Annotated in this window: 2 protein-coding genes; both read left to right on the top strand. The window is 64.3% G+C overall.

Features of this window, described 5'->3' with window-relative positions; all coding sequences use genetic code 11:
- A partial coding sequence (gene istA / locus CP49_RS45950) for an IS21 family transposase (protein WP_197423098.1) occupies positions 1 to 504 on the top strand: 504 nt, incomplete at its 5' end.
- A gap of 2 nt (positions 505 to 506) precedes the next feature.
- A complete protein-coding gene (locus CP49_RS45945; RefSeq protein WP_197423097.1) occupies positions 507 to 1,190 on the top strand; it encodes a transposase in 684 nt (227 codons plus the stop codon).
- Positions 1,191 to 1,230 lie beyond the last annotated feature (40 nt).

Genomic DNA, 1,230 nt, shown 5'->3' with positions numbered 1-1,230 from the left:
AGCCGCTACTGTGAGCTCTATGGCGCCTGGGCGGCGCGGCTGTCGCCGACTATGCGACAGAGCCACGTCGCTGGCGAGCGCATGTTCGTTGATTACGCCGGCACGACGCTTGAGGTGATGGATGGTTCGACCGGCGAGGTACTGACAGCCCAGCTGTTCGTCGCCTCGCTCGGCGCGACGAACTACACATATGCGGAGGCCACCTGGACGCAGGGCCTGTCCGACTGGATCGGCTCGCACACGCGCGCCTTTGCGTTCATCGGCGGGGTTCCGGCAGTGGTGGTGTCCGACAATCTGCGCTCGGGCGTCACCAAGGCTTGCTTCTATGAGCCGACGGTCAACCGCACCTATGCCGAGATGGCGGCTCACTACAACACCGCCATTGTTCCGGCGCGGCCGTATCGCGCCCGCGACAAAGCTAAGGTAGAAGTTGCGGCCAAATTGCGACTCGATTTATCGTCGCGAAGCTGCGCAACCGGCAGTTCTTCTCGCTCTGCGCATTGAACGTGGCCATCGCCGAGCTTGTCGCACAACTCAACAACCGCGTGTCGCGCCATCTCGGTGCGAGCCGCCGCGCGTTGTTCGACGAGATCGAGCGCGCGGCGCTCAAACCGCTGCCGGCCGAGCCCTACGTCTTTGCCGAATGGAAGGAATGCAGGGTCGCGCTCGACTACCACGTCGAGATCGAGAAGCACTACTACTCGGTGCCGCACCAATTGCTGCGCGAGAAGGTTTGGGCGCGCATCACGGCGCGCACGATTGAAGTCTTCCACTGCGGCAAACGCGTTGCCGCCCATGTGCGCTCTTCCTCCGACCGCAAGCATACGACGGTGCGCGAGCACATGCCGTCGAGCCACCGGCGCTATGCCGACTGGACGCCAGAGCGCCTCCGGCGAAGCGCCGCCGAGATCGGCCGCCGCACGTCGGCACTGATCGCGACTATCCTGCGGGAGCGCACGCATCCCGAGCAAGGCTTCCGCGCCTGTGTCGGCATCCTGCGGCTTGCCAAGACATATGGCCGCGAGAGGCTCGAGGCTGCGTGCGGCCGCGCGCTCGAGATCGGCGCGCGCTCCTACAGTTCGGTCAACTCGATCCTCAAGAACAATCTCGATCGCCAGCAGCCCGCAACGCCCACGGACGGGCCAGCGATAGCGCACGACAACATCCGTGGCCCGACCTACTTCCATTGAGGAGATGACGACTGATGCTCTCACATCCCACTCTAGACCA

It is taken from the genome of Bradyrhizobium valentinum (assembly GCF_001440405.1).
Classification (GTDB): domain Bacteria; phylum Pseudomonadota; class Alphaproteobacteria; order Rhizobiales; family Xanthobacteraceae; genus Bradyrhizobium; species Bradyrhizobium valentinum.
Note: the sequence above shows the minus strand (reverse complement) of the source record. Positions and strands in the feature narration are given on the sequence as shown.